Origin of the sequence: Chryseobacterium pennipullorum (assembly GCF_003384725.1) — a bacterium.
Lineage (GTDB): Bacteria > Bacteroidota > Bacteroidia > Flavobacteriales > Weeksellaceae > Chryseobacterium > Chryseobacterium pennipullorum.
In genome coordinates, this window is sequence record NZ_QNVV01000061.1 from 1 (window position 1) to 352 (window position 352).

The 352-nt window shown below is 44.9% G+C and carries 3 tRNA genes; all 3 read right to left on the bottom strand.

Annotated features, from left to right (window positions below):
• Position 1 precedes the first annotated feature (1 nt).
• Positions 2–82, bottom strand: a tRNA-Tyr gene (locus DRF67_RS21325).
• A gap of 18 nt (positions 83–100) precedes the next feature.
• Positions 101–177: transfer RNA gene (locus DRF67_RS21330), tRNA-Thr, on the bottom strand.
• A 90-nt stretch (positions 178–267) separates the two neighbouring features.
• Positions 268–340 (bottom strand) — tRNA-Gly (locus tag DRF67_RS21335).
• Between the last annotated feature and the right edge of the window lie 12 nt (positions 341–352).

The window sequence follows — 352 nt, forward strand, 5'->3', positions numbered from 1 at the left end:
GTGGGGAGAGCAGGATTCGAACCTACGAAGCCGAAGCAACTGAGTTACAGTCAGTCCCATTTAGCCACTCTGGAATCTCCCCAGATATTTTATATTAAAATGGAGCCTCCAGAGGGATTCGAACCCACGACCCCGAGATTACAAATCACGTGCTCTGGCCAACTGAGCTATGGAGGCATTTTAATACTTAGACTGAAATTGATAGAGAAACTCTACTCTACACATTTCAGTGTTAAAAAAAATCACTTTTTATCGTGATTTTTATTGAGCGGAAGACGGGGGTCGAACCCGCGACATTCAGCTTGGAAGGCTGACGCTCTACCAACTGAGCTACTTCCGCAATTTTGTTTCC